At 38.9% G+C, this 23820-nt stretch carries 21 protein-coding genes; 10 read left to right on the forward strand and 11 right to left on the reverse strand.

Features of this window, described 5'->3' with window-relative positions; genetic code table 11:
* Both D7322_RS05690 and D7322_RS05695 read right to left on the reverse strand, forming a co-directional pair.
* The coding region (locus D7322_RS05690) for a FecR domain-containing protein (RefSeq protein WP_183078612.1) at positions 1 to 727 on the reverse strand (727 nt) is incomplete at its 3' end.
* A gap of 104 nt (positions 728 to 831) precedes the next feature.
* A complete protein-coding gene (locus tag D7322_RS05695) occupies positions 832 to 1362 on the reverse strand; it encodes an RNA polymerase sigma factor (protein WP_121122154.1) in 531 nt (176 codons plus the stop codon).
* 262 nt (positions 1363 to 1624) lie between these two features.
* Here D7322_RS05695 and D7322_RS05700 point away from each other — a divergent pair, with 262 nt between their 5' ends.
* Positions 1625 to 2233, forward strand: coding sequence for a MauE/DoxX family redox-associated membrane protein (locus tag D7322_RS05700; protein ID WP_121122156.1), 609 nt, complete (start codon positions 1625 to 1627; stop codon positions 2231 to 2233).
* A gap of 140 nt (positions 2234 to 2373) precedes the next feature.
* Positions 2374 to 2709 (forward strand): hypothetical protein, encoded by a 336-nt coding sequence (locus tag D7322_RS05705; protein WP_147430294.1) that lies wholly within the window; start codon positions 2374 to 2376, stop codon positions 2707 to 2709.
* Positions 2710 to 2775: 66 nt separating this feature from the next.
* On the opposite strand, the gene D7322_RS05710 is transcribed toward D7322_RS05705, so the two are convergent.
* The 4 genes from D7322_RS05710 to D7322_RS28385 all read right to left on the reverse strand — a co-directional run bounded on the left by D7322_RS05710 (position 2776) and on the right by D7322_RS28385 (position 9457).
* Positions 2776 to 4212, reverse strand: coding sequence for a TlpA family protein disulfide reductase (locus tag D7322_RS05710; protein ID WP_121122159.1), 1437 nt, complete (start codon positions 4210 to 4212; stop codon positions 2776 to 2778).
* 13 nt (positions 4213 to 4225) lie between these two features.
* A complete protein-coding gene (locus tag D7322_RS05715; protein ID WP_121122161.1) occupies positions 4226 to 5590 on the reverse strand; it encodes a RagB/SusD family nutrient uptake outer membrane protein in 1365 nt (454 codons plus the stop codon).
* Between the two features lie 16 nt (positions 5591 to 5606).
* Entirely contained in the window at positions 5607 to 9116 is a 3510-nt protein-coding gene (locus D7322_RS05720; RefSeq protein ID WP_183078613.1) for a SusC/RagA family TonB-linked outer membrane protein, read from the reverse strand.
* A gap of 167 nt (positions 9117 to 9283) precedes the next feature.
* Complete coding sequence (locus D7322_RS28385; RefSeq protein ID WP_183078614.1) at positions 9284 to 9457, reverse strand: hypothetical protein; 174 nt, start codon at positions 9455 to 9457, stop codon at positions 9284 to 9286.
* Between the two features lie 61 nt (positions 9458 to 9518).
* Between D7322_RS28385 and D7322_RS05725 the strand changes: the two genes are divergently transcribed.
* A complete protein-coding gene (locus D7322_RS05725; RefSeq protein WP_147430296.1) occupies positions 9519 to 9848 on the forward strand; it encodes a helix-turn-helix domain-containing protein in 330 nt (109 codons plus the stop codon).
* Between the two features lie 2 nt (positions 9849 to 9850).
* On the opposite strand, the gene D7322_RS05730 is transcribed toward D7322_RS05725, so the two are convergent.
* Positions 9851 to 10720 carry a nucleotidyltransferase domain-containing protein gene (locus D7322_RS05730; RefSeq protein WP_121122169.1) on the reverse strand — a complete coding sequence of 290 codons (870 nt, stop codon included), beginning with the start codon at positions 10718 to 10720 and terminating at the stop codon, positions 9851 to 9853.
* Positions 10721 to 10949: 229 nt separating this feature from the next.
* Here D7322_RS05730 and D7322_RS29225 point away from each other — a divergent pair, with 229 nt between their 5' ends.
* Entirely contained in the window at positions 10950 to 11093 is a 144-nt protein-coding gene (locus D7322_RS29225) for a hypothetical protein (protein ID WP_183078615.1), read from the forward strand.
* 335 nt (positions 11094 to 11428) lie between these two features.
* Entirely contained in the window at positions 11429 to 11989 is a 561-nt protein-coding gene (locus D7322_RS05735) for a plasmid pRiA4b ORF-3 family protein (protein WP_121122171.1), read from the forward strand.
* A gap of 39 nt (positions 11990 to 12028) precedes the next feature.
* Here D7322_RS05735 and D7322_RS05740 read toward each other — a convergent pair whose 3' ends face one another.
* On the reverse strand, positions 12029 to 13042 hold the full coding sequence (locus D7322_RS05740; RefSeq protein ID WP_121122173.1) for a PDDEXK nuclease domain-containing protein: 1014 nt from the start codon (positions 13040 to 13042) through the stop codon (positions 12029 to 12031).
* 166 nt (positions 13043 to 13208) lie between these two features.
* Positions 13209 to 15389 carry a S41 family peptidase gene (locus tag D7322_RS05745; RefSeq protein ID WP_183078616.1) on the reverse strand — a complete coding sequence of 727 codons (2181 nt, stop codon included), beginning with the start codon at positions 15387 to 15389 and terminating at the stop codon, positions 13209 to 13211.
* 208 nt (positions 15390 to 15597) lie between these two features.
* Between D7322_RS05745 and D7322_RS05750 the strand changes: the two genes are divergently transcribed.
* The 3 genes from D7322_RS05750 (at position 15598) to D7322_RS05760 (ending at position 17830) form a co-directional block, all read left to right on the forward strand.
* Entirely contained in the window at positions 15598 to 16200 is a 603-nt protein-coding gene (locus D7322_RS05750) for an SMI1/KNR4 family protein (RefSeq protein WP_121122177.1), read from the forward strand.
* A 279-nt stretch (positions 16201 to 16479) separates the two neighbouring features.
* The gene (locus tag D7322_RS05755) at positions 16480 to 17265 is read left to right on the forward strand and encodes a lipase family protein (RefSeq protein WP_121122179.1); all 786 of its coding nucleotides are present in this window, start codon (positions 16480 to 16482) and stop codon (positions 17263 to 17265) included.
* A 10-nt stretch (positions 17266 to 17275) separates the two neighbouring features.
* Positions 17276 to 17830, forward strand: coding sequence for a hypothetical protein (locus D7322_RS05760; RefSeq protein ID WP_121122181.1), 555 nt, complete (start codon positions 17276 to 17278; stop codon positions 17828 to 17830).
* Between the two features lie 112 nt (positions 17831 to 17942).
* Here D7322_RS05760 and D7322_RS05765 read toward each other — a convergent pair whose 3' ends face one another.
* Both D7322_RS05765 and D7322_RS05770 read right to left on the reverse strand, forming a co-directional pair.
* Complete coding sequence (locus tag D7322_RS05765) at positions 17943 to 19277, reverse strand: SWIM zinc finger family protein (protein ID WP_121122183.1); 1335 nt, start codon at positions 19275 to 19277, stop codon at positions 17943 to 17945.
* Between the two features lie 4 nt (positions 19278 to 19281).
* Entirely contained in the window at positions 19282 to 22392 is a 3111-nt protein-coding gene (locus tag D7322_RS05770) for a DUF6493 family protein (RefSeq protein WP_121122185.1), read from the reverse strand.
* Positions 22393 to 23068: 676 nt separating this feature from the next.
* On the opposite strand from D7322_RS05770, the gene D7322_RS05775 reads away from it, so the two are divergent.
* Complete coding sequence (locus D7322_RS05775) at positions 23069 to 23497, forward strand: hypothetical protein (protein ID WP_121122187.1); 429 nt, start codon at positions 23069 to 23071, stop codon at positions 23495 to 23497.
* Positions 23498 to 23543: 46 nt separating this feature from the next.
* Entirely contained in the window at positions 23544 to 23813 is a 270-nt protein-coding gene (locus D7322_RS05780) for a hypothetical protein (RefSeq protein ID WP_121122189.1), read from the forward strand.
* Positions 23814 to 23820 lie beyond the last annotated feature (7 nt).

A 23820-nucleotide genomic window follows, 5' to 3' on the forward strand; every position in this document is an offset into this window, starting at 1 on the left:
TGGCATCAACATACGCCTCTCCTTTTATGTATATTACTGTTGAATCCCCTTTTCGGAGCGAATAGCTCAACTGGGATTGTGCATTCATCCGAACCCTAGTACCATCCTCCAGTTCAACGACACATTGCTGACGTGGAGCCGTATAAATATTTAAACTTTTTAAAGTTGTCTCACCGCCTGCCATTGGTTTTCTCTGGATGCGCAACAGCCCCTCCCCGGTACGGGTGACAGCCAGCTCGCCTAGCTGTAATAGTGTACCAAAAGTATCCTGCTCTACTCTTATCCATGTGGAGTCAGCTGCCAACAGGAGACAGGAAGACTCTATTAAAGGTATCTCTGTGTCGTCTGCGGCGCCAAGACATTGCCCCTCCAGATGCAGCATGATATCCTCTTTTTTATGTGGATAAAATAAGTATAACAATACACCTCCTGTAATTAGCAGCAAAGCTGCTGCATACCCAACTTTGCTGTACCGCTTTATTTTTTCTTTTCTTCGTATAGCCTCCCCCCGTCGTTTTATTTCCCCGTAATCAGGTGTCCAGTCCTCAAGCGGATCCTTGGGCAGCTGACCTTCCAGCTGCCTGAGTACCTCTACGACCATTAGGTCGTATTCATCCTCTGTATAGTGCGATCTTTTCTCTTTCAGATCTGCCTCTTCTTCGAGGCTGATTATTTCCAGCAGCTGTTTTTTGATCAGCTCTTGAACTTTTATAATATCGCGTTCCATTTTCTTCAATTCTAATCTATATTCAATTAATACTAGAACTCGCTATAGATAAGTATAACTTATCTTTTTTTCAATTCTAATCTATATCCAATTGTAGCCCGGTATCATGATCCCTTTAGGAGCCGTCTGATCTTGGCAAGCGCCGTACTCAGCAGATTCCGGATCCGTTGTGGCCGCAGGTCATGACGGATTTCCAGCTCCTTATTGTCCATGCCGTGCACTTTGGCATCTATAAAAATTTTCTTTTCCATCGGTGTGAGCTGTTCCGCTTTGGACAGCACTGCTTCCAGCATTTCTTGATAGTGTAGATCAGCTTCAATGTCTTGGCTATGGGGTACGATCCGGAGCTCGTCAATCGCTATCTTCTGGTTTTTCTTTTCTTGCCGGAGCATTTTCAGGGCAATATTTCTTGCGATTGCCATCATCCAGGCAAAAGGATCTTTGCATATAGCGACTTTTTCCCGCTGCACAAATAATGTGGTCAATGTTTCTGAAACCACGTCTTTGACCAGTTCATCATCATTGTTAACAATGTTTCTGATACGATTTTTTAGCTGGCTACCATGTTTACCCATAATAAGCCGCAAACCCCGTTCGGGCTCTTTCACTAAAATTTCAAAAGGATCTTCCCCCATATCTCATCATTTAAGTATAACAAAGGCTTTATATAACCATCTAAATAAAAAAAATAAACACTTAATAAACAGCTATTTAAAAAATAAAACCATTTATAGCAGGTACATATTGCTTACTTATGGTAGCTATATATAAACAGGAATGAAATAATTGAATTTGGTAAAACTAAGATACAAACACAAAACCGAATAAACAAATTTAAATATCTGATTTATAAATAGTTGTATTAAATATACGACCTGAAATTATACTTTTTAAAAAATGAAAACAAGAGCTTCACATATCACCGCTACCAGTATCCGTGTCTTTATGATACTCTTTTGGGCATACGTTGCGCTGGATAAGCTATGGGATCTGCCGGGCTTCCATCAGGCGCTGATACAGCAACCTTTTCCCAACTGGTGGGCAGGGATTTTGTTCTGGTTCCTGCCACTGATGGAGCTGGGTATAGTGATACTGTTTTCTATCCATTCTTTCAGGAATACAAAACATCTATTTTTTGATCCGTTCGTGCTGTCTGCATTGCTGTTAACGGTCTTTACTGTCTACATCGGTCTTGGCGTCGCCGGTTTATACGCGCAGAAGCCCTGCGGCTGTGCTTCGGTACTGAGCAGGCTCTCCTGGGGCGGACACCTTGTTGTCAACCTGCTGTTATTGTTGCTGTCCATATTGGGGTGGTACTTGACTGGCCCAACTGCCCCCATGGCTGGGTGTAAGCGATATAAAAAGCAGGTCATTTTATTTTTAGCCAGACCTCAGGTGGTACGTATTCCGGTCTATACGGTCATGCTGGAGCGCGTCAAAAAATTTAAAATGCGGTTTGCTGTCTTCCCGGCCTGGCCGGTTAGAGATATAAATTATGATACGTGAAGGCACAGCCCGTAAAAACAGATCCCGAGGCACAGGACAGACTGATGCACCTCGTTAAAGCAAAGTGTTGGTCAAAAAAAATTAACATAGAGTTTTTTGTGGGGGTAAACTTTTTTTGCTACTATAAAAAAGGCCTCGGTATGAAAGCAATATCTTTCATCAAAAATAATGCAATGGCTATGGTAGCCGGTGCTGCAATAGTTGTGTTCTCTGCCTTTAAAATCGTAGATGAACCGAAACAATCAACACGAATATTGGCTTTTAATGCAACAACAAACCAATATGAAGAAGTTGCAAATTATGATCCAAACAATTGTGATCCAGGAACACAAATATGCTCATACAAAACTGAAGCAGAATCTGGCAGTGCTCCAGGTCGGGTACCCACTCAAATTCCCTTAGATCAGCTAGATAATTATCTACATCTAATGGATGAGAATGGTTTGCCTAACAAACAGTATAACTTTAGCAATTAACTGTTCCTAAAATAAACCAAGACGATGTCCTTCCTAATAGTGGGGGACATCGCCCTTAAATATCATTTATAAATGACTATTTAATAATTGAATAAACTCCTTCCTCTTTCCATCGTCGGTCGGTTTAGGCACAAAAGCCGATACAAGGTTTCCATCCCTGTCGATCAGCATTAGTTGGGGAAAACCGTAGTAGTTATACTTAAGAAGCATTTCATGTTGATAACCATCAGGACCAATATGCAAGTCTAATGTTTTTGGACTTGTATAATCCTCCGTTCTTACTCCCGCGACAAATCTAGAAAAATCTTTATCAACATTGACTGTGACCTGCTTTATCTTCTCTTTGCCCTCATAAGTGGCTAATATATCTTTTAGAGCTCTGCTGAGGTATATACAGGGCTGACACCCATTAAACCAAAACTCTACCAACAATACATTCCCCTTTAAACTCTCCGAAGTAATATCACGACCCAACGTATCCTTAAAAATAAAAGGATAAACTTTTGCACCTTTTCCACTATTGTTTTTGCTTTTTTTGACAACTCTTATTAGATCAACATCCTTTATCTCCTTCAGAATCCCATCGCCCTCTAAATATGCAACGGAATTATACTTCCTGCTATAGTCTAAATAGAACGTCAATAGCAATTGTTCCAAAAGGTATCCCCTATACGATTTCTTTATTCGTTCCAATAATAGGCTATCACTTCCTTTAACGAAGAATTTACGTTCTATTTGTAAGGAATTGATATTGTATAGATAGCATAAATCTATATAGTTGTAAAGTAACCGGGTCTTATCGGACCATAAATTACTAGGCATGTTGATCCTCATTTTTTTTAACGCTTCCTCAGCATAAACATTTTGTAGCGTTCCATTCTTTCTATTATATGCCTTCCAAGATATTGAATTCATAAGTGCCTTTATATGGTAGCATTTATAGTTAAATGCCAACTGCTGCCTGATATCCCAAGGTATCTCTGTATGATTTTTAGAAACACTATCTAACCGATCTAAACAAAGATTAAGAGCATCAATACTAAAATCAAAAGCCTCTTTGTTCATCGATCCTTCCGACCTCCCTTTGGGCCAGATCGTAGCTAGAGTTGCCTGATATTGTATCAAGGGTGCATTTTTTTTTCCCAAGAATAGACCATTGCCTGTGATTTCAAGATTTATAATAGAATTCCTTTGGACCAACAACAAATTTCCTCCCCGGAAAAGGCCAAGGCGCCTACCCTGCTCGTCTTCAAAGTAGATATCAATATAGTACACGTCAGCAGGATCGTCAACCTCAAATCGAAATTCATCAGATGAATCTAAAGATTTACTAAAATTGCTTGCATAAAAAGAATGGAAACCCACCAAATATTCTTTGTTGACTTCCAGGTATACTTTTCCCTTATTCACTCGCTTCTCAACGATCTTTGCTAAGATAGTGGTCTTTCCACTCAATTGAATGAAAGGTAATAGTAATAATATTATGATAATATAATTTTTCATGTCGACTTTAAATTTAATTAGTTTTAGAAAGTGCTATTTCATTATCAGGCGTTGGAAAAACATAAGATGTCTGATTTAAATCCAATTCGAAATATTCGTTATCGAGTTTTCTTTTAAGTAGGGTATAACGTCCCTCTAACCCGAGGCGTTTAAGATCTGACCAGCGTAAGCCTCGCCACACCAAGCTCTTTCGGCGCTCATTTAAGATTAGTTCCAACAATTCATTCTGAGGATAATCTTCAATTTTGTAATGGCTACCCGATTCAAATCTGGAGAGCAACAAAGTATTCAGATCGTTCTTTGCTAATTCGTATTGCCCATTTCGAGCATAGCATTCTGCCCTAATCAGATAAATTTCATCGGTAGCAAGACCAGAAAAATCATATGATCCAGATTTGATGTACCCTCGCTTTTTATTGTAATTTCCGTTTCTATTCTTGACATAATATGTCTTTAATCTTAGATCATTTGGTTTATAGGACTGAATAAGTGTAGTATCTATTGCCATCCAAAGACGCTCGCCTACAGAAGTCAGGTTAGCGTACGATAATGCATTAGTAGAGGAGAAGATCACTTCATCAAGATTTTCCTGAAAAGGGTTCAAACAGTCTTTGCATATATGGTTATAATCCAACAAAGTATCATATAATCGGAGACAGCTATCTGCATAAAGGAGGGCTCTTTCATACTTACCCATAGCCAAATACACCCTTGCCAGCATTGCAAAACTGGCTTCAAGTGATGGTCGGTTTCTGCGATTGACAGGAAAAGGTTTGCCCTTTAGTAAATGGGAACTTTGTATGAGATCATCTTCTATAAATTTATAGGTCGCCTTCAATGAGGATGTCGGCTCAATTCTATCAATATTCGCTGAAGTTCTTAGGGGCAATCCAGGTCCATCATTTAAACTGTTCACATCAAATGATGAACAGAAACCAATTGCTAGATCAAAATAAGCATAGGCTCTGTGAAAAAGTGCTTCACCTTTGATATATCTGGCCTTAGAGAGAACGGGAGATACTTCTAGATCAGACAATTTGTCCAGAATCGAATTAGCATAAAAAATCGCTTTATATTGTTCGTTCCAGTCCGAAATATTGATTTCTCCGCCATAGGTATCTTTGTTCCAAACATAAACATTTTTTTCGGTCATCGTAGGAAGCGCATCCCATTCGTTCCTGCTCAACAAATAGTAGTCGTCACAGGCCGCAATCTTCAAACTGCCCGTGTTACCAAATACATAGGAATTTTCCAGCAGGTTTTCCAGATCATCCAAATCCTCTAACAGATCAATATCTTTGGTCGGCTTAACATTCAGGAAAGGAGATTGACAGGAACATAGACAAAACAGGGAGAATGATAAAATTAATAATTTCATAACATGTCATTTTTAATTAAAAATTAGCTTTCATACCTATAGACCAGGTACGTGGCGCTGGAGAACTGGATATGCTATTGGGATCAATATTTAACTTGTTTGCACGCCAGAGCACAGCTATATTGTTTATGTAGCCATACACCTGTATGCGTGGTATAATCTGGCCACTCCTCTTATTAAATTTTATGTCATATGAAAACTGGATATCTTGTAGCCGTATATGGTCACCACGTTCGATTAAAACTTCCGCATAATTAAAAAAAGTAGAACGGCTTGCATTCATCGGGTAAATTAATGCCGGAATATAAGTAGACTGCTCATCTCCTGGCTTTTGCCACCGATCGGCATAGCCTTCTTGAGCGAAGCCATATGTATTACCATTGAACACATTCCTTCTCCTGAAATAATAATCCATTTTATAAGTTAGATTGAATGATAGATTGAAGGCCCTCCAACGAAAATCATTACGCCAGCTCCCAAAATATCGGGGACTTCCAGACCCGTGGTATTTGATACGTGTCGGATCCACCTGATTTAGAATTGCACTATAATTTGAGGATGATTCGCCATCCAATTCACCGATTGGAAGCCCAAGACTGTCAAGCCCCCTCGAGGGAAAACTGAATACTGAATTATAGGGATACCCGACTAAAGGATTCGACCAGTTGGATTCAACAATCGTCCGGTTTGAGCCTTTGGCTGCTTCATAACGGACCACCTTATCCTTAATCCAGTTAAATAACCACGAACTACTCCATTCAAATTCATTAAATTTTATATTCCTAGAAGTAATACTTATGTCTACGCCTTTCGTTTTGACCCGGGCAGAATTTCCCCTGAATTTCGTGAGCCCTGTCTGTGGTGCTATTGGGCTATCACCGATCAAATCTATTCCATCGTGATAATAATAATCTAGGCCCCCCACTATCCTGTCCTTCCACAGACCAAAATTAATACCGGTATTGATCTTTTTGATCTTCTCCCAACGCAACGAGGGATTGGGCGGATTCATGATCTCTGTGTAGTAACTCCCCCACTGGTTGATCCCATTACTGCTGCTTTTGCCTACAGTCGATGTTAGCAGAGCGGAAACCGATTTATCCACATTGCCTGTATATCCATAGGTAGTCCGCAGTTGGAGCTTATTGAATATTTTTAATCCAAAGAAAGACTCATTGTGCAGGTTCCAGAGGAGTCCAGTGGACCATAGGGGCACCCCTTTTTGGTTCGAACTGACACCAAAGAGGTTGGACGCATCCTTTCTGGCGCTGATCGTCAATACGTATTTTTGATCATAGTCAACCGAAGTATTCGCATAATAGGAAAGATAACGATCCACCCCACCGCTTTCTGATGCCCCAGTAGGTAATCGGCTCGAAGATGTGGGATTATAATACAATGGAAATGGATCGATGAAGTTCATCGTCGAATTGGCATTCACCCCAGTTTCGGGATTATAACCATAATATCGGTAGCTGTTTGCTCCAAACTTATCCTCACTGATTTCAAATCCGGCAATTGCATTGACTTGTAATCGGTCAAATAGCAACTGATTGTATGCGGATTGGAATCTCCCATAATTCCCGATCATATATCGGTCGGATCTGTCCAGTATTGCACCCAAGGGAACAGGATACTTAACCGCTCCTGTAACTTTATCAATTTGCGTATACCTATTGATCAAATCTCTGGCATAATATGAATTGGACTCTGCCAATAACTGGCGATCATTCTTTTGATCCGTATATTGGTAGAGCAGGGATACGTCCAGCTGTTTCATCGGGCGGTAAGTCAGTACAATGTTACTCCTTAACATTCTCTCTTTTGCCAATGCATTATGTTTGTTCATATCCTCAAGTGGACGATAACTCCAATCCAACAGAACTCCCCTTCCTACTGTATCTGCATAATCCGCACGCAAAGAGCTATTAGGTAAGGCCAACGGATTACCATGCACATCTACTATTCTATCATAAGGAGACAACGGCGAATAGCTGCTGCCTGTGCTTTTATCCGTTGAATATGAATAACCTAGATTGAGTGTAAGCTCCAGCTTATTTTGCAAATAACCATTGGAGAGCCTCATGTTCAAGGTTTTTCTATCAGAACTATTGGGGCGGAGTGTTGCAACGTTATTGTCATATCCTCCAGAAATGTAGTAGTGCGATCTATCTGTTCCACCACTTATATTGAGAGCATACTGCTGATTGCCCCCTCTTGTGTACATGTATTTCAATAGATCATTTCTGACATCCGTATTTCGCAACTGATCAAGTCTGGATAGCGCCTCTTGTTCCGAAATCGTCCCAAGTTTCCTTTTCTGAAATACATCCACCGCTTGTGGTATATAACTATAGTCGTTGCGAAGACTGGCCGCATAGTAGCCTCTTTCAAATAAAAACTCTTGCAGCTCAATATATTCCGTAGAAGATAATTGGGATCTATAAAAAAGATCTGGTTTTTCGCTGATGGTGATATTACTATTTAGCTGTATTTGAGTTTTTTTGTTAAACCGACCAGCTTTTGTCTGAATTACGATGACACCATTTCCAGATTTCGCTCCCCATATAGATGCTGCCGCGGCATCTTTCAGTATAGTTATGGATTCCACATCATTAGGATTGAGTGTATTGATATCTCCCTGAAAAGGAAAGTTGTCTACAACAATTAATGGATTAGGATCTGCAAACAATGTGGATCGTCCCCTTATACTGGCAAAGGCCTGATTGTTGCCGACCTGATTTTTATCAAATAATACACCACCAGCTACACCATCGAGGCGATCAATAATATTGGTTGATATCTTTCTATTGAGCAAGTCATTATCAATCTGTACAAAACTTCCTGTTGCCCTTACTTTGGGGATCTTTTGATAACCAGTAGACACAACTTCAACCTCTTCCAGCAGCCTTTCAACCGGCTGTAAACTTATTTTTAGGAAAGTAGTCATATTTTCATAGGCTACACTTCGTTCTTTAAATCCAATATGTTTTATGGTTAATATCCCCGTAGGCTTATCTGCACGAATGATAAACTTACCATCCTTATCAGTATTTACAGTCTGTTTATTCACCGTAACGGAAGCACCTTCTATGGCCTGTCCATTTAAAGCGGCACGCACCTCGCCACGAAGCAAGCTACTTGAAGACAAACGAGCATTCTCTTGGGCAAGCAGAACTGGAACAAATAAAAGATAGCACCCCGTATATAATAAAAACACTGCATTGCTGCGGAATCTGGATATTTTGCATGTCCTATTTATCCAGCAAGATTGAAACAGTTTATCGATACTTTTATAGTAGGTTTTCTCCTTGCATAATTTATTACACAACTGTTGGATAAATAGCACTATATCCATACTTAACAAGTTCTTTATCTGTACTGGAGCTATGCTGATTAAATAGATGGTCAAAAGCTGCAATAATTTAGCAGATTGAATCCTTTGTTCATTAGATTTACTCTGTTGCATGCAGGAGATTAGTTTCATTATAGACAGTTCTCTCCCACCCTTTAAAAATTGTTTCATTTTAAGGTTATATTTGCGATTGGGGCCGGATATAATTGATATCTTTCCCTTATCGATCATTAAAAAAGGTGATATGGCCGCTATACCTTTGAGCGTCACGTCTTTGTAGGATTTAATTGGTTATATCGGCATAGACGGCAAAATTAAAATATGGTTAATAATACCATCTATTCTGGAGGTTTCTCTTTGAAATGCAAAAAGTCCGTCCAATCTTTTTTTGATTGGACAGACATAAAGTCACCCTTCGAAACCAGGGTTGCTTTTAACTCTATTCTGAGCGCTGAAAAACCGGCATCAGATTTTATGAATTTACTAAGATGTTTTAAGGTTTTATTATTCATGCTTTCCTCTATTCATTTTGTTTTTCAGACGTCAGAATGAGGAAGTAATCAATATTTATAATTGTCAACACAAAGATATGAAATAAAACAAATGTATACAAACAATCCTACAAAAAATAATCAGATAACTCGTTTGTTTGAATCAATGGATACAAATGATAAAGAAATTCGAGAGGCCTTTGGAAGACATCTAAAACTTATACGAGAGGGGAAAAAAATAAGAAGTGGAAAAAGTATAAGTCTCAGAAGACTAGAGCAGCTGTCTGGAATAGATTTCAGCCAAATTCATAGAATAGAAAAAGGTTCTACCTCTCCTACTTTAGTTACACTTTATGCGCTAGCTAATGGATTGGATGTTACTTTAGCTAATTTAGTTGAATTTGAAAAATAATTCTATTTAAAGCTCTCAATTCGTTCTGTACAAAGTCTATCTGTAATTTGAATCATCTTTTCCAACCTTGAGCTAATTTCTTTTAGGTCCTCAAGCGACACCTCAAAATCCATCTTATACTTTCCACTTATATAAGCTCTATTTAATAAATCAAATAGTCTTCTTTCGTTGCTGTCCTTCACCTCTGGAAAAATGGCATTGAGTTCATCTGAAATCATATTGATAGACCTCCGATATTTATACAAATTATGTAGCTTGGGTTTAATGCCCATAAAAACTAAAAGAAGTACACTGTAAATCGATTCAATGGTTTGGAACAAATACCAAGCGTTCATTCCAGATCTTGATTTACCTTGTAGCATCAACTCATAGTCAAAATGGAAATGCGCAAAAAAACTATTTGCGTTACCGATCCAAAAATTATAATAGCTAGTGATATTGTCTTTGACCTGTTCAATGCTCAACGGCTGTGGCTTTGTCAGTTGACTTTTTCCATTGTCGTACAACGATACACCTTCGTAATACACGGGAACGAAAAAGAAGTTACCCGTTAACAATTCCCTATTCACATAGTCAATATCATACATAAAGAAGTTGATATCAGGCCTCGCAGAAATTCTCTTTTCCAGCTCATTAGCTAATTCGTACTCCTTGATATTGGTTTTATTTGTAACAATAATCAAGTCATAATCGCTAATATAAAAGTAACGTATACCTTCTTTCATGTATACCTGATCTTTGTATTCACCGCGTGCATAGCTACCGTACAGTATAATCATGTCCGGATCAACAAACTCAGCAATAACTTGTTTGATTGCCTCGATCTCCTTTAATTTATGCTCTGGTAATGATGAAGGTAATTGGGTATTCATGGGATAAAGGTAAGAATTATTATGTTTTTAATAAATTTTCTGATTCTCCTAAATAACACTTAATATTTTTAGCTTTCTAAAAAGCTAAAAATGATGGCGATGAATATATTCAGTTTTACGGTGCATTTCGCCACAGAGTAAGCCGTCCACACTTTAAGTAACAGCGAGAGAGGGAGGGCGTGAGTTGCAAGAAATACGAAAGCGCATCTCATTATTGATTGCAGAATAAATGGAGATATCAGTGCAAGAGCTGCAGTTTCCGCACCTTTCTTGGCAGCGGGAGGATCATGGAAAACTCCAATCTTCCATTGCCGGCCTAGTACAAGACGATATTTCTAATGGACTGCACCAAGAAAGAGATATCCAAAATTGAAGCAAAGAAATACCGTACATTATAAATCTAGGGAATTAAAACAACACTGAAAGATTATCTGGTTTGAGAGTTCAATAAATCAAGTCCAATAACTTTCGACAATGTAGAACTTTATCAACAGCATCAAGATAGACTTTTATGATGCCAAAAACAAAAATGTACACCAGGTCAAAAAATCAGAAAAAGTAGAGCATGCCATATCGCGCAAGTAAAATATTATATGTATATTTTGGCATGCAATGGAATAGAGGAATTGGTAGCGATATTGGGGGATTTGCAAAAATTACAGCTATTATGAGTTGTTTTATTAGTGAAGAGGAATAAAATAAATACAGATGCTATTACAATTAAAAATACAGATTAAAGGGATAACAAAACCACCAGTGTGGCGAAAGTTATTAGTTCCTGATTACTTCACGTTTGATCGCTTACATCAAGTGATACAAGAAGCATTTGGCTGGCAAAACTATCACCTCTATCAGTTTTCGCCGAAAGGTTTTGGATCATATCCCGAGATTGCCATAATTGACGAAGAGTGGGACGAAGGAAATACCGAAGATGCCGAATTGTTAATATTGAAAGACATTTTAACTCAGACAGGGCAAAAGTTCACCTACATCTATGATTTTGGTGATAGCTGGACACACCAAATTGTGGTCGAGGACATTCTAGACAAGCATGTATTAAAAGCGGAGTTACTGGAGGGAAAAGGTGCTTGTCCACCAGAAGATTGCGGAAGTACTTGGGGATATCAAAATGTAAAGGATGTCATGAAAGATATACACCATGAAGAACATGATGAGATGCGAACCTGGCTCGGCTTAGAAAAAGGTGAAAAATGGGATCCGAACTACTTTGATCTCCAAGCTGCAAAGAAGAGAGTAGCAGCGGTATAGTGTTGCATTATATAAAAATATATAATGCTCGTTGTAAATTTACTCATCGCCAACTTTACTGACAAAACTTTCCAGTTCTTTATTTACCTCATCCAGCAACTGCTTTTCGGTAGGCAAGTAAAGCTCGTATTGACTGGCAACGATCTGTTTTTGGTCTTCAGGAAGGGTAAATTTCACAACCGCATCGTTCTTACTCGCACAGAGTAAAATGCCGATCGTGGGATGTTCATGTGGAAGCCTTTCAATACGGTCATAATAATTGACATACATCTGCAATTGACCAATGTCCTGATGGGTTAATTTGTGTGTCTTGATCTCAATGATCACAAAGCTTTGCAATAGACGGTTGTAAAAGACCAGATCAACAAAAAACTCATCCCCTTCAATATGTATGCGTTTTTGGCGGGCAACAAAGGAAAAGCCATTTCCCAATTCGAGCAAAAACTCTTGTAAATGGGCAATTATAGCGCCTTCCAGATCTTTTTCATAATAGGCACTCTCCCGCTTCAAATCCAAAAACTCCAGTACCATCGGATCTTTTATAATCTCCTTGGCATCAGAGGGCATCTTTTCCTTTTTGGCGACAGCCAATACACTTTCCTTATCGTTGCTAAGCAGCAGACGTTCATATAAATTACTAAAAACCTGTCTTTCCAGCTGCCGTGATGTCCAGTTATTTTTGATGGTTTCAGCCATATAGAATTCTCGTTGTTCGTCCAAGTCAAGCCGCATCAACAACCTGTATTGTGTCCAGCTCAATTGCGAACGCAGTGCGTTCGCAATTGGAAAAACGCGATAAAACTGTCTAAACAACTCAATCTGCCTTCGCGAAAATCCACTACCAAATTCAGGTTCTAGCGCCTTGGCTAGATACTTTGTAAGATATTTTCCATAATCAGCCCTATCCTTTCCTTGCTGTTCTTCTTCAAAGATACGCTTGCCGATATGCCAGTACATCAACGTACGCTGATGGTCGACAGCACGAATGGCATTGTCTTTGGACTGGGAAATAATCGCTTTTATATCGGATACTAAAGTTTGATCTGTTGGCATAGTTCCTTATTTAAATTGGTACTGACTTTAGAATTGAATAGTACAAAGATAGCTAAACACCATTAAAATACTAAATATTTTAGTATTTATTTTTAAAATAGATAAATTTATAGCATCCGATTTTAAGTCCGCCCACTTTCACAACCATCGATCATAAAGACCAAACTTATTTATTTAAATATTCCAGTGCTTTTTCCAATACTTCATCTCTGCCCTGCTGGACACCTTTAATACTTGGCTTAACAATCTGGTCTATTTTAATACCGACACGCTGGGTTTCACGCTGATCAGGGTAATATACACCCAGTCCCGAAAGCATTGTCCTTTGATTACCTGGCAAATCAATATAACTGACATTGCCATCTGCTCCGGCTGTCTGTGATCCGAAAACCTTAACATGAGAAGCTGCCTGATAAGCCATCACATGATATTCCGCAGAACTCTGCGTATCTTCATTGACCAGAATAGCTACTTTACCCCGATAACAATCATTGGTATTCTCCCCAACTTGTAATGGACTGCTCATAACAAAGGTTCCGGGATATTGAAGACTCGTACTGGTAAAACGAACGAAATCAGTAGGCTTGGTCAACAACAAGGGTGTAAGCTTGAATACTAAAAAATCACCGGGGTAATTGCGGTCATCAATCACAATACCTTTTACCTTGCTCCAGTCTGCCATATTTACTGTGATCATCTTACCACGCAATAAACTGTGATTGATATACAAAATATTATTGTCCAGCATCTTAAAAGGTACCGTATCTCTTGTAGCAGGTTTAATTTGGCTAGAAGGTAGCGCAGCAATATCTACTTTAATCGGCCGGCCATCACGCACTAACTCACAGGGCACAATCTCGCTATTGCTTGTCACAAGCTTTCGCGCCAGGTCACGGTTGGCCACCGCTTCATTCGGTGTACTCATGTAAGCCCAAAGCGAATCTCTAATTTCTTCAATCTTTTTATGTTCCTTACTGATGAGCACATCTCCTATCCTAAATTTATCTCCTGATTTCTCACTATCGAAAACTTTAGTTACCACAGCTTTTCCTTCTATCATTCGGATCTCCACCGGCATACTGTACTTGCCATAATAATTTATCAGCCCTTTGGGCATGCTCCAGAGTCCGGTATGTGCATCTTTAACCTGGGATACCATCTTGAGAAGTGAAAGTCCATAAGAACGATCATCCCGACTAAGAATCATTTCGGGTACGCCGTTCTTTAAAACGGCATCCCATTTCGGATCTGTCAGGTGTTTATAAGGAGAAAAATACTCGATCATATTCCAAAAGCGAAAGAGCGCCAATAAACGAAACCCAGCATCTGCAGAAAATACATTTTCATATTTTTTTTCATTCTTAAAAAGGACATTGCCTATACCCTTAGCAAAATCAAAATAATGATGCTGATCAAAACTACTATAACGAATACGTCTTAATTTATTCTTGATATCATTGTTAAAAGAGAGACCATCAATCCAGCTATAATCTACCTCATGAACCACATTTTCAAGCTGTGGCTTGGCATAGTTGGCCGTAGCACCGAGACTGTCTAAGAGCATCGCATAATGAGCCTCAACAGATTTATTATCCTTTACTCTAATAATAGCGTCAATGGACTTAAACAACTGCTGATCCCAATCATATTTTCCCTGCGCCACAGCGGGATGTCTATATTTCAGGAAACCCCATATTCTCCCCAAATCCACTAAGCGTTGATCAATCTCGGGCGTAGTATTAAAATCAGAGATCCCTGAACTTGCGGGTTCACTGATCCCTTTCGCAAACGGCACAAACATTCCTACTTCTTTGGTAATATCCTTACCATCTACAGTAATGAGCACATCATCAACCCACATCTTACCTTCCCCGGAGAGAAAAAATGCAATGGATATTCCTTCGGTCTGGTTTGGCACCAATTTAGTTTTCAGCTTAATATTTTCCCAGTTTTTTGTCCCATTCATTTGGCGGTTAGCCATATTGTCGAAAAAGACTTTGGGATCGATCCGTAACATCATCGACACATAAGACCCCGAGATGATATTCTCACGCTTGATCATCGCAGACACTTCAATGGAATCCCCCTTTAAATTTGATGGTAACCACATCATAATCCCTCCGAAAGCGCTGTTCTTCTTTATACTTTCAATCCGAAGCGCTCCTTTTGCACTATAATACGTATCGTGATCTATACCACTCTTAAAAGCCGTCGTATCACCAATCTTGAACCAGGGATTTGTAATCGGTTGATCAAATGAAAAGTTAAAATTTTGTTGACTAAACACAGGAGTAGCTATCGTTGTTAGAAAAACAACAAGGAAAATAAATAGGCAATTAGATTTCATAATGAAAATTTTCATTAAATTAACCATTTAATGAATTATTAACAAAACATTTTTAACTTTTCGCAACAATCTTTTTCTAGTTCTTCTCCGAGATTTTAAAATTTTAGGTTCGTTATAAAAAAGCAGACAGAAAAGGAAATACACTACAATTTACTTTTTTATTCTATCATAAAGTTTGATTAACTTCACCTTACTAGAAGAAAAGTAAATGAAAATATCGGAAAAATATCTATTGGGCTTAAAAAAGGCGTACTATGACAACAATGGTGTTGAAACTTGGAATCATTTTGACCAGATCAAACATGGGGCAAGTAAAACAGACATGGAGCAGCTCAACGAGATATTTCCAGATGTCCCTCAGCCACTCGTAGACCTGCTTGAGTATGTAGATGGGACTTACTGGAGAACCTACGCCGATGAAGAAATTGCCTTCTTCTTTCTAGGCTCTGACTTAAATGAGTATCCCTATTATCTGCTTTCTTCCAAAGAGATGATCGATAATCAATCTATTGCATATACCTATTATGCTGACTATATCGATCGGAAATATGACCACGTGGAAATTGATAGCAAGATTACTGATAAATCAGCTAACTTAAAATGGCTTCATTTTTCAGACTGTATGAACAATGGTGGCACTTCTCAATTATTTGTGGATTTCAGTCCTTCAGAAAAAGGTAAAAGAGGGCAAATCGTACGTTTCGTGCATGACCCTGATGAGTTTCGTGTCATAGCGGATAGTTTCGATGAATATCTCCAGCTGCTGATCAATACTGGTTATAATTTTATTGATGAAGAAGATATGTATTAGCACAAAATAAAGAAAAAATAGAAGATAAAAATGTACTCATCGGCAGATTGAAAGAATTGGCCGATTTTCTAAAGATCGGTTATATTATCGATGAAAACTGGGAATGGAAATAGGGTTAAAACATGACTAAATTATGTGGCGCATATTCTCCTCAAGGACCAAGAAAAAACATTTTTCAACTCCTTGTTAAAAATCCAAGTGATTTTTTCCTTGTTTATAAAGGTGATAAAGCTGATTTGCAAAATCTATTGGATGGATGAAAATGTGTAAAAAAAGCCAATGACTGCCTTTAAATTAAGATATCCCATCATATTGATCCATGGTACAGCTGCGGGAGATAGTAGTTTGTTTTGGGGCAGGATTCCCAAAACCTTCAAAAAAAACAATATCTCATTTTTTTATGGCAAGACCGATGGATGGGGCACCGTCGCTAACAATGCGCAGATGCTGAAAAGAAATCTGTCAAATCTTGCAGAAAAAACAGGTGCAACTAAATTTAATCTCATCGCGCATTCTAAAGGTGGGATAGACGCCCGCCATTTTATTTCAACGCTAAACGGACATCAAATGGTGGCCTCCTTAAGCACAATATCCACGCCACACTTAGGAACGCCAATAGCAGATTATCTAATGGAAAAACATCTATCCGGGGATTCTGCCACAAAAAAACTGATTCAACGTATTTCTTTCTTATTTGGTGGTCAATCTCCCGCACCAATCGAACTAATCCGAGATCTCAGTGTAAAAGAAATGCGTGTTTTCAACCAGCTCAACCCCAATATGGACAATGTATTTTATCAGAGCTTTGCTTCGACAATGAATAAGCCACAGGATGATTTATTGTATGCATTGAGTTTTAAATACCTGAGGCGACTGGTAGGTAAAAATGATGGGATGGTTCCATTAGAAAGTACAGTCTGGGGTGCCAACTTTAAACATATATATGCTTCCTGTGGCATCTCACATGCTGGTATTACCGATGTCACCCGTAAAAATATTGGAAATGTACATATACCGCAAATCTATTTAGACATTATTAGTGGATTAGGAGCTTTAGGATTATAACGATTAACAAATGTATACACTATACGCGCTGATTTTTTTGATATGGTTTGGCATCCCAGGCCTATTCATCTATTTAATGTACTGGATCCTAAAAAAGTCTGGCCGTAAAAAATTGGGAACTATCGTCTCGATTGTTTTAATCTTACCTTTTCTTATATTCACGCTATACTTGCTATTTGATGATCTATTATTCTCTAAATCTGATGCAAGAAAACTACTCAGCGAACAGCATATCACGCTAAACGATGATTTTAAAATTATTTCCAACCAAAGTGGCGGGTTAAGAGATTACACACACCAATTTGAACTATTTATCTCTGAAAAAGACAAACAATCTTTTATAGATCAACGTACCTGGAGTGACAAAATGGATGAAAGAATAGAAGTTCATACCTCTGCGGTAGACAGGTATGAAGGTGACACGCTACGGGCTAATTATCACCACAATGATTCCTATATTTATTCCATGTACCGTCCCAATGGCAAAGGTATCGCTCCGACATTTATAACTATCCGTGTATCAAAGAGTAAAAACACATTGACATACGAGGAGATCTTAGACTAGTTCAACGCAGAACCGATCAAATCTCCTATCGCTTTGCTTTTAAATATTTGACCACTATAATATTTTGTTACTTCATACTTTACAGCAAGCAACGTATGAAGCAACAAACAGGTTAGTCATTCAACATCTTGACGGCTAGTATATGTTTACATAGCCCTCTTTTTCCCTGATGATTGGTAAACCAATTGCAGGTACATTGATGTTTGTCACCCTGTATAATGACGGTATGTTGCACCCCTGATCCATCAACTCTAGCTTCGATATAATCCGTTGTATTCTTAACAAATTGTACACCTGCTGTCGCAACGAGTTTTTTTGCATTTTTTAGTCTTGGGTTCAATGCCAAGATACGTTCCATTTTAAACGGCAGTCGTCTATAATAGTGCTGATGGCTATGTAGATCATAACCCAGCAACCCGATGGAAGATAACGATGCTGACAAGGTGTCCATCGTGTCAAAGTCGACATCGTGCTCTATGGAAAGCATTGTTGGATCAAATAACTCGTTGGATTTGAGTAGTCCGTTGACGGCATGAATCCATTCATCCGGAACGGCCTTAATCATATTTTCCAATACATTACCTTCGCCCGAAAATCCGCGATAACTATCTGGTGACAAGGCAAGAGTCAGTCTCATTTTACCAAAGTCGGCGACAAAAGCCGCACTTTCACCTCCTTTTTCCTGATAAACAAGCAACTTATCTGCGAAGGTCAGCAACCCCTCCAGTAAACGTAATCGCTGTATACCACCAATACGTACCGCATCACCTGTACTTATAGGGGAAAACACAAATCGGTTAGCTCTTTTCGTCAAATAGAATTCTCCTTTCGCATTCCCTTTTGGAATACCCTGAAATAATTGGATAAGCTGAATTTTATTTAATTCAAACTGTAGCTCCATTCCCGCCAAATATAACTGAACCGAAGTCAGCCCTTTGATCCAACGCGGGGGCAAAGTCACTTTCTTTTCAGTCACTTTGGCCTTATCAGTACTAATGGCAACCTCATTGCTTCCTACTCCCAACACCATCTTTTCGGTTTTCTTGACAGCGTTTAACGCATTGAGCATAGGTTCATTAAAATCCACATTGGTTGTACCACTTGTAATAAACTCACCATCAATAGCATCTTCCAATAAATCCAGGCGCGCATAAACACCATTGCAGGAAGAGAAGCCCTCAAAACGAATCTGATTGGTACCAGCTGAAACGATAGGATCCCGCAAACTCGGAGGTACGGGGCCGAAACTCGACCGCACTACTTTCGACAAGGTCAACAAACATTTGGATGTCAGTAAAGGATCCGTCAAACTCCCCCAAAAGAAACAAGGTACATTGGCGACTTCTGCCAATTCCGACTGATGTGCCAATACCAATTGTTGTATGCCCGATTGCTGGGTCAGTTGTGAATTTCTTGCATAGCTAATCGCTAAATCTTGCTCTGCCATATTATTATTTTATTATTTTTTTCAAAATAGGTTGTAAACTCTTATATATTTCCAGTTTCCCAAAAACCTGCTGAAGATCATCTGGAAAATGATATTGCTCCTTGTTCATCAAATCGTAATAATATTCGATGATTTTCTTAAAATTGGTCGGCATTTTTTCAGCAATATTATAATGCGCAAAAGCCACATCCAATAACTGCAATAGGGCATTGTTATGCTTCGAAGATATATCGCGGCATTGTTCCAGCACTTCAACACAACGACCGATCGGGCCATAACCATTGCTCAGCAGCATTCCCAATTGTTTACCTAATACAGTGGTGTCTAACCTATTTTCATTAACTGCAGCCAGAATGACTTCAACAGCCATCGCACGCACCTCTTTCTCTTTATTGAAGAGTGAAGTTGCCAGGTATAGATTGGACTGCTGATCAAAACGGAAAAAGTCGTACAGCATCTCCTGTAGGTAAGCTGCCGAAGATTTTCCCCCAATATCACTTTTACTATTCAGTCCCATCGTTAAAAACATGGAAAGACTTTCCGTATTCTGCGGCATCAAACTATGCATATAGGGGACATCCGCCCTATACAAATAATAAGACAGTAAAGTATCGTTCCCACGGTTGAAAATATCTTTGTGATACAAAAAGGCCTCAGCTCCCTGTTTGTAAGACGGAAAATGATAGGTCAGCTTATCACCGTTATACACCTGTTCCGATTTTCTAGTTGTGTAGTTATAACCGTTATAATAGGTTGGTTCTATTTTCAATGCCGGACGGAATGGCTGGGCAGCAAAAGGAATATTCGCTAAAGGCTCCTTGGAAAATTCTTCAAAATAGGCATCCCGATGATGCGTGCGCGCCACGGTAGCCCATACACCAATCCAATTGACCGGATCGGAATCTTTGGAAGACAATAAATTTTTAAGCCAAGATTGCTGCTGAACCTTCATCGGATCCAGCCCCAGGGCATAGCTGATCACATCCTGTACCTGCTGTTCATTTATTTGTTTTATCAGGGCTTCAATTCCTTCTAAATCTTCACGGACAGTACGGCTCAGGGCTATGGACAAATCCAATAAATTGATCTTCACTCCTGCTTCCTGATAAGCCAAAATACGCTCAACGAGAACGCTCGGTGCAATCCAAAATGGCTTATGTGTCGGCAAACTCAAAAGCGGCAGGCGGATACCATCAATCCGATAACGTTGCAATAGTTCCAATTGGCTACCCATCAGACTGACCCATTTGGAGTAATTGTGATACCGATCCTTATCTTTATATACGACAGTGGGTTTATAATACATATTAATGAAGGTCCCTGAGAAATGATTGTACCAGGAAGATTCGCGATAGGCTCCTGTCAGTTGTTTAATGTAAGGTTCCAGCTGTATCTGATAGTCTGCTGGAAAAACAGCCGTTTGTTGCACCCATGCATTCATTAAGATCTCCACCTGAATGGGGTCAGAACCACCAATTACCTCCCCCACCTTGAAAAATAATTCGTTCCAGGTCTGTGGGTATTCATAAGCTTCGTTCAGGCAACGAACTTCTGTTGGCTGATAACTATATTGCGCTGAAGATTGACCATTCAGTTCTGCTAGGATTTCATCTTCAGAATATCCATCTTCTTGTAAAAGATGCTTCAGGTCAACAGCCACTGTACCCATCATTTGGGCTTTATATAACTGAAGCTTACCGGATAGTTCTTCTGAAGGCTCCGTCTGATTTTTTAAGATAAACTTCGCCGCCCTTTCCTGTAACTGCAAATCCGAGATCATAAAGATATCCGACGTTAGCGAAACAAATCGCTCCTGCCATTCCGGTTTTTGTTTCAATAGCTTATCAAATTGAATCAAAAGAGTTTTAAGACTTGTCTTAATATCAGTCCGCATAAAGATCGGTTCGGCCCAATCTAAAAATTCCTGTAACTGGAAATCACGATGCGAGAAGAATGGTTTTAGATAATCGACCACAAAATTGATCACAGCGCTATGTTCAGCATGCAATAAGGGAAAGAACTGTTGCTGATGTTCAATCACTGTATTCTCGGAAAGCTTCATCCGTTCAATAAGCTTTCTGAAATAGCTTTTTAGATTATTATTCCAATTTTTGGTTTGAGCTTCAAGCGCTCCAGTGATGATGAGTTCCGGATCAATTTTTCCGTTTTTCAACAAGGTATCAAACACCTTATCCCATAACAGTTCATTGACCGTATTCTGATAATTATAATTCCAATACGTACTGTGAATGCCCGTTTCATAAGCAAATACCAAAGGGATATCCCGTTGGACCGTCAATTCATCTGTCGTCAGAAGCTCAAAAAAACTTTTTGATTCATAATTATTAAAACTAGAAATTGAACTTGCATAAAGCTCTGGTTCAAAATCAACATGTCCCATTTGCTCCAAAAAACGGAGATTGTCGTATTTAATCTGCTGCCAATCATTTTTACGAACCAACTGTAATAAATATCCGCCCAGCCATTTGGGCTTGGCATAGGCAAGGATCTGTATCACCTCCTTACTCCGGGCCTGGTTCAAAAGTTCATAAAAAATATCCCAATTACCGGCATCCGAGCCCGAAAATGTGGCGAGCGCTAGTAATTTTACTGTACGCTGTTGCTCCTTCGTGCCTCGTGTCCCCCAGTTGTACTGTGCCTTATTTTTAAATTCAGGGTCTTTGGAGAGATCACTGTAATCAACCCAATATCGCTTGGCTGCACGAATTTCTTTTTTTAAAATTTCAAGGTTGCCACTGGAATATTCCTCCAGAAAAGGGATGATATCTGCCATCCTCGCCTCTTTGATAAGCAACTTCAGTGCTGCTATCGCCTCTTCTTTTCGCTGGCTGGCAGCCGTTGGCGGTCGAACAGCTGATCCTTTTTCCTTGCTATCAGCATCTACTGTACCATCTTCAGAATAGCCTTTTTTAGTCTTCTCCGCAATTAGTTTTTCGGCATCCTTTAGACAGGCTTCCTCCGAATCGAAGGTTTTACTTTTACTTTGTCCCGCCGTTCCATTTCGACCATAGGTAACCGTATGTGTCGCACCAGCTGTTTGTATTTCCCAAAATTTATCTGATGTCCCGTCTATGTATTTTAAATGCTTAAACATTTTTTCTTAACGTATTATAAATTCTTTTCTCTGATGCTTAAATATAGGAAATTTAAACACAACCAGCCCTTATTTTTCACTTATGAGATAATAATCCCCTTTTACAGACGGGAAAATACACTTTTGAAAGAGCCTGAGATTTTATCTACCAGGATTAAACGAGTTAACATCACTCACTTTATTTTCTTATCAAAAAAGCGTATATTAAACATCAAATCACAGTCGTATGATACGTATATATATCCTATTTAGTTTTGCCTTGTTGCTTTCCAGCATTACCGTAAAAGGTGAATTTTCATCAGATAAAAACCGTTTTAGATAAGGATCAGACACACTTTCGAATAATGTAAAAAATTACATTACCAAGCTGGCAATCTTAGAAGGTTTAGATAAAAGCTCTATTCAGATTGAAGTAGATCCCTGGGGAGAAGTTACCGTTTCTGATAAATGGCGTAAAAGCGTAAAATATAGCAAAAGCTACGGCGGTGATTATACAGCAAAAGATAAATATGGTGCAAAAACAATAATAAAAGAGGATTTTTCGGGAAATATTATAGTAAAAGATGAGGATGGAAATGAGATCACAGTCCGGAAAAACAACAATGGTGATTTCGATGTTCCTAATCTGGACAGAAGTCCTTCTACAATCGCTAAAAACATACATGGCAACTTAGAGATGTATGACAATAAAGGCAATGTAACGACTATATCCAAAAATATTTTCGGTGGTTTAGAAATACGTGACAACGATGGAAACAGCAGTACAATATCCAAAAATGTTCTAGGTGATCTGGAAATCTCTGACAATAAAGGAAACCGTACCTTTGTATCAAAGGATGTGCTTGGTAACCTTAGTATACAAAGTAGCAATGGTAAGCGTACATCGGTAACGACAGATGTCCTAGGGAACAAAGCAATTGATGATAATAGAGGAAATCGTATTTCTGTAAGAAAAGATATATTTGGAAATTACGAGGCAAGTGACAATCACGGTAACAATGCTTCAATTAAAAAGGATATTTTTGGGAAAATAGTCGTTGACGACCCGAAAGGAATTTTGGAAACTGTAAAACTTCAGTTAGTTGAAGAGCTAATGAAGAAATAATTTTTTCCGCCACAACCTTTTAGTATACTGATTTTGGCATTCAGATATGGACAGAAAGTTTCTACAAAACCAATATAACGGTCAACTAAGAATTATCAGGAAGATCATTAAGTCCTGGAATTTAATCCCTGGCGCACCATTGGATGAACTTAATGCATTGGCACATAAATTACTAAAACATTTATCAGAAGGGGCCCATATAATAAAAATCAGAGAGATTATTGCGAGCGGGCTGGTGTCGAGATATGGCTTTTCCAACCATGAGATAGATACGGAATCATTTACCAATGAAATTATGGATTGGTGGTATGATTAGGTTATAT

This window comes from Sphingobacterium puteale, assembly GCF_003627955.1.
GTDB classification, from domain to species: Bacteria; Bacteroidota; Bacteroidia; order Sphingobacteriales; family Sphingobacteriaceae; genus Sphingobacterium; species Sphingobacterium puteale.

Bases quoted from the DNA above. Each gene is read 5' to 3' on its own strand.
- D7322_RS05695 (WP_121122154.1), bottom strand. From the start codon at position 1,362: ATGGGGGAAGATCCTTTTGAAATTTTAGTGAAAGAGCCCGAACGGGGT.
- D7322_RS05700 (WP_121122156.1), top strand. From the start codon at position 1,625: ATGAAAACAAGAGCTTCACATATCACCGCTACCAGTATCCGTGTCTTT.
- D7322_RS05705 (WP_147430294.1), top strand. From the start codon at position 2,374: ATGAAAGCAATATCTTTCATCAAAAATAATGCAATGGCTATGGTAGCC.
- D7322_RS05710 (WP_121122159.1), bottom strand. From the start codon at position 4,212: ATGAAAAATTATATTATCATAATATTATTACTATTACCTTTCATTCAA.
- D7322_RS05715 (WP_121122161.1), bottom strand. From the start codon at position 5,590: ATGAAATTATTAATTTTATCATTCTCCCTGTTTTGTCTATGTTCCTGT.
- D7322_RS05720 (WP_183078613.1), bottom strand. From the start codon at position 9,116: ATGAAACAATTTTTAAAGGGTGGGAGAGAACTGTCTATAATGAAACTA.
- D7322_RS28385 (WP_183078614.1), bottom strand. From the start codon at position 9,457: ATGAATAATAAAACCTTAAAACATCTTAGTAAATTCATAAAATCTGAT.
- D7322_RS05730 (WP_121122169.1), bottom strand. From the start codon at position 10,720: ATGAATACCCAATTACCTTCATCATTACCAGAGCATAAATTAAAGGAG.
- D7322_RS29225 (WP_183078615.1), top strand. From the start codon at position 10,950: ATGGAGATATCAGTGCAAGAGCTGCAGTTTCCGCACCTTTCTTGGCAG.
- D7322_RS05735 (WP_121122171.1), top strand. From the start codon at position 11,429: ATGCTATTACAATTAAAAATACAGATTAAAGGGATAACAAAACCACCA.
- D7322_RS05740 (WP_121122173.1), bottom strand. From the start codon at position 13,042: ATGCCAACAGATCAAACTTTAGTATCCGATATAAAAGCGATTATTTCC.
- D7322_RS05745 (WP_183078616.1), bottom strand. From the start codon at position 15,389: ATGAAATCTAATTGCCTATTTATTTTCCTTGTTGTTTTTCTAACAACG.
- D7322_RS05750 (WP_121122177.1), top strand. From the start codon at position 15,598: ATGAAAATATCGGAAAAATATCTATTGGGCTTAAAAAAGGCGTACTAT.
- D7322_RS05755 (WP_121122179.1), top strand. From the start codon at position 16,480: ATGACTGCCTTTAAATTAAGATATCCCATCATATTGATCCATGGTACA.
- D7322_RS05760 (WP_121122181.1), top strand. From the start codon at position 17,276: ATGTATACACTATACGCGCTGATTTTTTTGATATGGTTTGGCATCCCA.
- D7322_RS05765 (WP_121122183.1), bottom strand. From the start codon at position 19,277: ATGGCAGAGCAAGATTTAGCGATTAGCTATGCAAGAAATTCACAACTG.
- D7322_RS05770 (WP_121122185.1), bottom strand. From the start codon at position 22,392: ATGTTTAAGCATTTAAAATACATAGACGGGACATCAGATAAATTTTGG.
- D7322_RS05775 (WP_121122187.1), top strand. From the start codon at position 23,069: ATGTATGACAATAAAGGCAATGTAACGACTATATCCAAAAATATTTTC.
- D7322_RS05780 (WP_121122189.1), top strand. From the start codon at position 23,544: ATGGACAGAAAGTTTCTACAAAACCAATATAACGGTCAACTAAGAATT.